General features: G+C 69.4%; 6 protein-coding genes. 4 read left to right on the forward strand and 2 right to left on the reverse strand.

Translation table 11 applies throughout. The annotated features are described in order from the left end of the window. Nucleotides 1-49: 49 nt before the first annotated feature. Entirely contained in the window at nucleotides 50-673 is a 624-nt protein-coding gene (locus FPZ12_RS33495) for an LURP-one-related family protein (protein ID WP_144758308.1), read from the reverse strand. Nucleotides 674-914: 241 nt separating this feature from the next. Beyond that, nucleotides 915-1,748, reverse strand: a complete 834-nt coding sequence (locus FPZ12_RS33500; protein ID WP_144758310.1) for a nitrilase-related carbon-nitrogen hydrolase — start codon at nucleotides 1,746-1,748, stop codon at nucleotides 915-917. A 113-nt stretch (nucleotides 1,749-1,861) separates the two neighbouring features. On the opposite strand from FPZ12_RS33500, the gene FPZ12_RS33505 reads away from it, so the two are divergent. Genes FPZ12_RS33505 through FPZ12_RS33520 form a run of 4 tightly spaced genes read left to right on the forward strand, consistent with a single transcriptional unit; the run spans nucleotide 1,862 to nucleotide 6,219 of the window. Beyond that, entirely contained in the window at nucleotides 1,862-2,896 is a 1,035-nt protein-coding gene (locus FPZ12_RS33505) for a methionine synthase (protein ID WP_144758312.1), read from the forward strand. Nucleotides 2,897-2,905: 9 nt separating this feature from the next. Next, complete coding sequence (locus FPZ12_RS33510) at nucleotides 2,906-3,595, forward strand: hypothetical protein (RefSeq protein WP_144758314.1); 690 nt, start codon at nucleotides 2,906-2,908, stop codon at nucleotides 3,593-3,595. Then, nucleotides 3,576-5,732 carry an NAD-dependent DNA ligase LigA gene (ligA, locus tag FPZ12_RS33515; RefSeq protein ID WP_144758316.1) on the forward strand — a complete coding sequence of 719 codons (2,157 nt, stop codon included), beginning with the start codon at nucleotides 3,576-3,578 and terminating at the stop codon, nucleotides 5,730-5,732. The genes FPZ12_RS33510 and ligA overlap by 20 nt, the downstream gene beginning before the upstream one ends. Then, nucleotides 5,725-6,219: a GNAT family N-acetyltransferase gene (locus tag FPZ12_RS33520; protein ID WP_144758318.1), complete on the forward strand. Its 495-nt coding sequence runs from the start codon at nucleotides 5,725-5,727 to the stop codon at nucleotides 6,217-6,219. Before ligA ends, FPZ12_RS33520 begins: the two co-directional genes overlap by 8 nt. Nucleotides 6,220-6,371: the final 152 nt, after the last annotated feature.

The following is a 6,371-nucleotide window of genomic DNA, read 5'->3' on the forward strand; positions in this document are numbered from 1 at the left end:
TTGAAACGCTCAGGGACGGATTGTCCACAGGACGACGTTGAGACCCCGGTCACCCCTGGTCGTCCTGCTTGAGTGCCGTGTCGACCGTGAGCGCGGAGGCGACGACCATGCTGGCGAGCGGGTCGGCCAGCTGACGATGGATTTCGACCACGTAGTTGTCCGCCGTCGTGAACGCTTCCCGGAGATAACCGGCGAACGTCTTCGTGACGCGGGCGATCTCGATGTCCGCGGCGTCGGTGATGGAAAAGTCCCACGCGCGCCAGTTCTCCGCGCGCAACTGCCCGATCGCGCGGCCGCCGGCGGTGAAGGAGAACCGGATCTTCCCGAGCACGTTCTCCTGCTGGATTTCCCCGATCGGGGTGTCGTCAGCCCTGGTGACCAGAAAACGCGACTTGAGCATTTTCGCCGGGCGCGTCACTTTCAGTACAATGCTGCCGCCGGTGTCCCGGACTTCGAACCGGTGGGTCAGGTACTGGTCGTATTTCGTGAACAGGCGCAACGCTTTGCGCAGCGTGCTCTGCCCGACCTCGACCACCGCGCCGAGCTGCCGGCCCTGCTGGTCGAAGACGCCGAATTCGTTCGACGCCTCGACCAGCTTGGCCTTCTGGTTCACCACCAGTACCGGCTCGGTGAACAGCGTGCCGCCACCGGCCCGCCGTGAATCACTCGTCATGCGCACAAAGGGTAGCCAGCGAAATCCCGCAGCGGGAGCACACCGGTGAATTGCGGAGGAATGTCGGATTTTTGGCGGAACTCTTTCAACGGTGGTTTGCGTGGCGGTGCGAGTAGGGGCCCCTCCCGTCTCCCACCGCCACCCTCAACCGACACGCTCCGCGCGACTCCGCCGATTCAAACCCCCGGCGGTGCAAGCCGCCGTCCTCACGACAAGCGGCTCCGCCCCTTCATGCCCGCCGTTAATCCGAGCCGCTTTCGTTGATGAGCCTTTCGAGTTCACGGCGCAGCAGGCCGAGCCTGGCGTCGGCCAGCAGCGGGATCTCCCGGCGCCGACGGCGGACCGCCTGCGGGTCGATGTCGACCACGAGCAGCGACTCCTCCCAGGTCGGCGCCGTCGCCACTACCGAACCCCACGGGTCGACCACCCGCGAGCCGCCCCAGAAGCGGACGCCCGCTTCGTCGCCGACGCGGTTCACGAAGATCACCCAGCACTGCTGCATCCGGGCGGTGAACGTGAGCAGGTCGTGCCAGTACTCCGCGGGATCGAACGAACCGCCGGTCAGCTTGGCGGCCGAATTCGTCGGCACCACAAGGACTTCCGCGCCGTCCTGCGCCGCCAGCCAGGGCAGCATCGGCTGCCAGGCGTCGTTGCAGATCAGTGTCGCCATCCGCGCGAACCGGGTGTCGAAGGCGCGCATGTGCTGCCCGGGGCTGGCGTGCTTGCGCTCCTCCCAGATCAGGTAGTTCGGGAGGTAGAGCTTGCGGTGGTTGTGCACCGCCTGCCCGTCCGACAGGTACAGCGCCGAATTGTGCCTGCGGATCCGGCCGTCCTCCAGCAACCCGATCACGACGTCGGGCCCGTGCCTCGACAGCTCGGCCAGCCGCGGGTCGTCCGGCCACAGCGAGATGTCGTCGGCCAGTTGCCCCAGCGCGTACCCGGTCAGGCTCAGTTCCGGGAACACCACCAGGTCGGCCCCGTCCGCGGCGGATTCCTTGATCAGCCGTTCGGTGGTCTCGAGATTTCCGGTCACATCGCCGAGCCGGCAGTCCGTCTGGGCCAGTGCCACCCTCATGCTCGTCACCTCCTTTGTCCGAATGGAAGATTTTCCCCGAAAGGTACGGGACCAGAGCGCCTCCGCGCGAGACGGCGGCACCCATCGTTTACGGCCTCGCAACACCGGAGACAATGGCGGTCGTGAGCGACAAGCCCTGGGCCGCGGCCGCGGCCACCGGTATCGGCTCGATGCCGGGTACCGACCCCGCCGAGGCGGCCGCCGTCGTCTTCGGTGAACTGCCGGAGTTCCCGCACCTGCCCGAGTTACCCGCGCGCGGCGTCGGCGCGGACATGCTGGGCCGCACGGCCGCGATGCTGGTCGACCTTGCCGTCGAGGTGGTGCCCAGCGGGTACCGCGTCGCGGCGCGGCCGGGACACGACCACCGCCGCGCGGTCGACCTGCTGCGCTGGGACCTGGACGCGGTACAGGAAGCCGCGCAGGGGCCGAAGGTCCTCAAGACCCAGCTGGCCGGACCGTGGACACTGGCCGCGGGCATCGAGCTCCCGCGCGGGCACCGCGTGCTCACGGATCACGGCGCGGTAAGGGAATTCACCGAATCGGTGCTCGAAGGGCTCGCCTCCCACGTGGCCGAGTTGAAGGCCCGCACCGGTGCCGAGGTCGTCGTCCAGTTCGACGAGCCGACCCTGCCGGACGTGCTCGCCGGCTCGCTGCCCACGCCATCGGGTTACGGCACGGTCGACGCGGTCGGCGAGCCGGAGGCACGCGAGCTGCTCTCGCACGTGGTCGAACGCGCCGGTGCCATCACCGGGAATCCGGTCGTCATCCATTGCTGCGCCCCGAAACCGCCGGTCGCCCTGCTCCATTCCACCGGCGCGGGCGCGCTCGCGCTCGACGGCACCACGTTCGGCGGGGCGCCCGCGAAACTGCTCGACGAACTCGGTGAGGCGTGGGACAGCGGCGTGACGATGTTCCTCGGCCTCGTCCCGGCGCTCGAACCCGCGCGGCCGGTCACGCTGGCCGAGCTCGCCGCGCCCGCGCTGCGGTTGGTGGACCGCCTCGGGTTCAACCGATCGATCCTCGCCGAGCGAGCGCTGCCCACGCCTTCGTGCGGCTTCGCCGGGGCGGGCGCGAGCTGGCTGCGCCGGGCGTTGTCGCTGACCAGGGATCTGGGCAAAGCGTTCGTAGAGCCGCCGGAAGGCTGGTAGTAAGGGGCGATGCGATGGTTCCGGCGACGCCCCAGGCAAGACGACGTGCCCGACCCGCGCACGCCCTGGCCTGCCCCCGAGGTGCCCGACGACCCGGACGAGGCGGCGGTCGCGTTCTGGCGCCGCTGGTTCGAACTGCTGCCGGAGATCAACGCCGCACTCGGTGACGGCGCGCCGCAACGGGTCGAGCACGAGCTTTCCTCGGCCGTGGCCGGGTTGCACCCCGATCTGCACTTCTCGCTCGAACGCGGGCAGCGCGCGATCTACGCGCTCGTGGTCACCGGCCAGGAGGACCCGGCGCTGCGCCCGTTCACCGACGCGTGGGCCGCGGCCGCGCCCGAGGAGGACTCCATCTGGGAGTACCACGACTCGGTACCGCCGGTGCCCGATCCGACGGGGGTGACGGTCAACCTCGGCGGGCACCGGATCGCGCTGGCCGAGTTCCGGGTGGCCGCGCTCGTCGACGGGGACGTGGTGGACGTGGCCGTCTACCACCCGCTGCTGGCCGAGCTGGATCCCGGCGCGCGCTCGGCGATGACGTTCCTCCCACTGGACGCCACGCTCGGCGAACGGTTGGCGGGCGAACGGCTACGCAGAGTGGAGGCCGCGGACAACGAACCGGCGGATTCGCTGAGCCTGCTGGAACTTCGTGACCTGGTCCGCGAGCTGGATTCCGGAAATGTCGGGGGGAGTGGCTAGGCTACCGGCTGTGAGTGACCAGCCAGCTGCCCAGGATGTGACCGAGGTTCCCGCCGACGCGCGGGAACGGCACCAGGCCCTCGCGGAGGAGGTCCGCGGCCACCAGTTCCGGTACTACGTGCTGGATTCGCCGACGGTCTCCGACGGCCAGTTCGACGATCTGCTGCACCAGCTGGAGGAGCTGGAGCGGCAGTACCCGGGCCTGGCCACGCCGGATTCGCCGACGCAGAACGTGGGCGGCACGTTCTCCACCGAGTTCGCCGCGTACGACCACCTGGAGCGGATGCTCAGCCTGGACAACGTCTTCGACACCGAGGAGATGCTGGCCTGGCTGGACAGGGTCGAGCGCGAGGTCGGCGGGTCCACGCAGTATCTGTGCGAGCTGAAGATCGACGGGCTCGCGATCAACCTGCTCTACGAGCGCGGCAGGCTCACGCGCGCGCTCACCCGCGGGGACGGGCGTACGGGTGAGGACGTCACGCTGAACGTCCGCACCCTGGATCAGGTGCCCGAGCAGCTCACCGGCACCGCCGAGTTCCCGGTGCCCGAGCTGGTCGAGGTGCGCGGCGAGGTGTTCTTCCGCGTCGAGGACTTCGTGGAGCTCAACGCCGGCCTCGTCGAGGCGGGCAAGCCGCCGTTCGCGAACCCGCGCAACACGGCGGCGGGTTCCTTGCGGCAGAAGGATCCCCGCGTCACGCGGAGCCGGAAGCTGAGGCTGATCTGCCACGGGCTCGGCAAGCGCGAGGGCTTCGAGCCGCAGCGCCAGTCCGAGGCGTATGACGCGCTGTCGGCGTGGGGGCTGCCGGTGTCCACGCACACGAAGGTGTTCACCAAGCCGGGCGATGTGCTGGCCCACATCGAGTACTGGGGCGAGCACCGGCACGACGCCGAGCACGAGATCGACGGCATCGTGATCAAGGTGGACCAGGTGTCGCTGCAGCGGCGGCTCGGCACCACCTCGCGGGCCCCGCGCTGGGCGATCGCGTACAAGTACGCGCCAGAAGAGGCGATGACCACGCTGCTGGACATCCAGGTCAACGTCGGCCGCACCGGGCGGGTCACGCCGTTCGCGGTGATGGAGCCGGTGAAGGTGGCCGGGTCCACGGTCGCGATGGCCACCCTGCACAACGCCGAGGAGGTCAAGCGCAAGGGCGTGCTGATCGGGGACAGGGTCGTGATCCGCAAGGCGGGTGACGTGATCCCGGAGGTGCTCGGCCCGGTGGCCGACGCCCGCACGGGGGACGAGCGCGAGTTCGTCATGCCCACCCGGTGCCCGGAGTGCCACACGAAGCTGGCGCACCAGAAGGAAGGCGACGTCGACATCCGTTGCCCGAACGCGCGTTCCTGCCCGGCGCAGCTTCGGGAGCGGCTGTTCCATTTGGCCGGTCGAGGCGCGTTCGACATCGAGGTGCTCGGCTACGAGGCGGCCACCGCGTTGCTGGAGTCCAAGGTGGTGGTCGACGAGGGCGACATCTTCGACCTCGACGAGGAAAAGCTGGCCATGGTGCCGCTTTTCCGCACCAAGGCGGGTGAGCTGTCGGCGAATGCGCGCAAGCTGCTGCAGAACCTCGACTCGGCCAAGGACCGTCCACTGTGGAAGGTGCTGGTGGCGCTGTCCATCCGGCACGTCGGCCCGACGGCGGCGCAGGCGCTGGCAAGGGAGTTCGGCTCGATCGACGCGATCGAGTCCGCGGAGGAGGAAGCGCTCGCCGACGTCGACGGGGTCGGTCCCACCATCGCGCAAGCCGTGCAGGAGTGGTTCGAGGTCGACTGGCATCGCGAGGTGGTCGACAAATGGCGTGCCGCCGGGGTGCGGATGGCGGAGGAGCGGGACGAGTCGATTCCCCGCAACCTCGAAGGTCTGTCCATTGTGGTCACCGGCTCGCTGAACACGTTCTCCAGGGACGAGGCCAAGGAAGCGATCATGTCCCGCGGTGGCAAGGCCGCCGGGTCGGTCTCGAAGAAGACGGCCTTCGTCGTGGTGGGGGATGCGCCGGGTTCGAAGTACGACAAGGCGGTGCAGCTGAAGGTCCCCGTACTCGACGAGGACGGTTTCGCGGTGCTGCTGGAGCGTGGCCCGGAAGCCGCGGCGGAGATGGCGCTGCCCGCGGGCGAGGAGGAGCAGGCGGATGAGTGAGGTGGTGATCCGTCCCGCCGAGCCAGGGGAGTTCGGCAGGATCGGGGAGATCACCGTTGCGGCGTATCGTAATGATGGGCTGCTGGTCGCGAATCCGGAGTACACGGAGGAGCTGGCCGACGCCGCGAGCCGCGCCGAGCACGGGGAGCTGGTCGTCGCGGTGGACGGGGCGGGTGAGCTGCTCGGCTCGGTCACGATCACTCCGCCGGGTTCGAGGTTCGCGGAGATCTCGCGGCCGGACGAGCTGGAGTTCCGCATGCTGTCCACGGCCCCGGCCGCCCGCGGGCGCGGCGTCGGTGAGGCGCTGACCCGTGCCGTGCTGGGCCGCGCGAGGGAACTCGGCGCGCGGCGCGTGGTGCTGTGCAGCCTGGACGCGATGAAGTCCGCGCACCGCCTGTACGAGCGCATCGGCTTTGCCCGCATGCCGGAGCGGGATTGGGAACCAGTCCCAGGCTTCTGGCTACGCGCATTCACCATCGACGTGTAAGCATGATCGACCCACACGGGTGCGGACCGCGCCAGCGGTCCGCACCCGGAGTTGGGTGTCATCCCGTCGCCTGCCCAGGCCCTCATCACTTCGCCCCGGACCCGCAACCTTTTTGCCCGGCGCGGGCCTGGCAACACAGAGCTTGCGGGTCC

The sequence above is a fragment of the Amycolatopsis acidicola genome (assembly GCF_007713735.2).
Taxonomy (GTDB): Bacteria; Actinomycetota; Actinomycetes; order Mycobacteriales; family Pseudonocardiaceae; genus Amycolatopsis_E; species Amycolatopsis_E acidicola.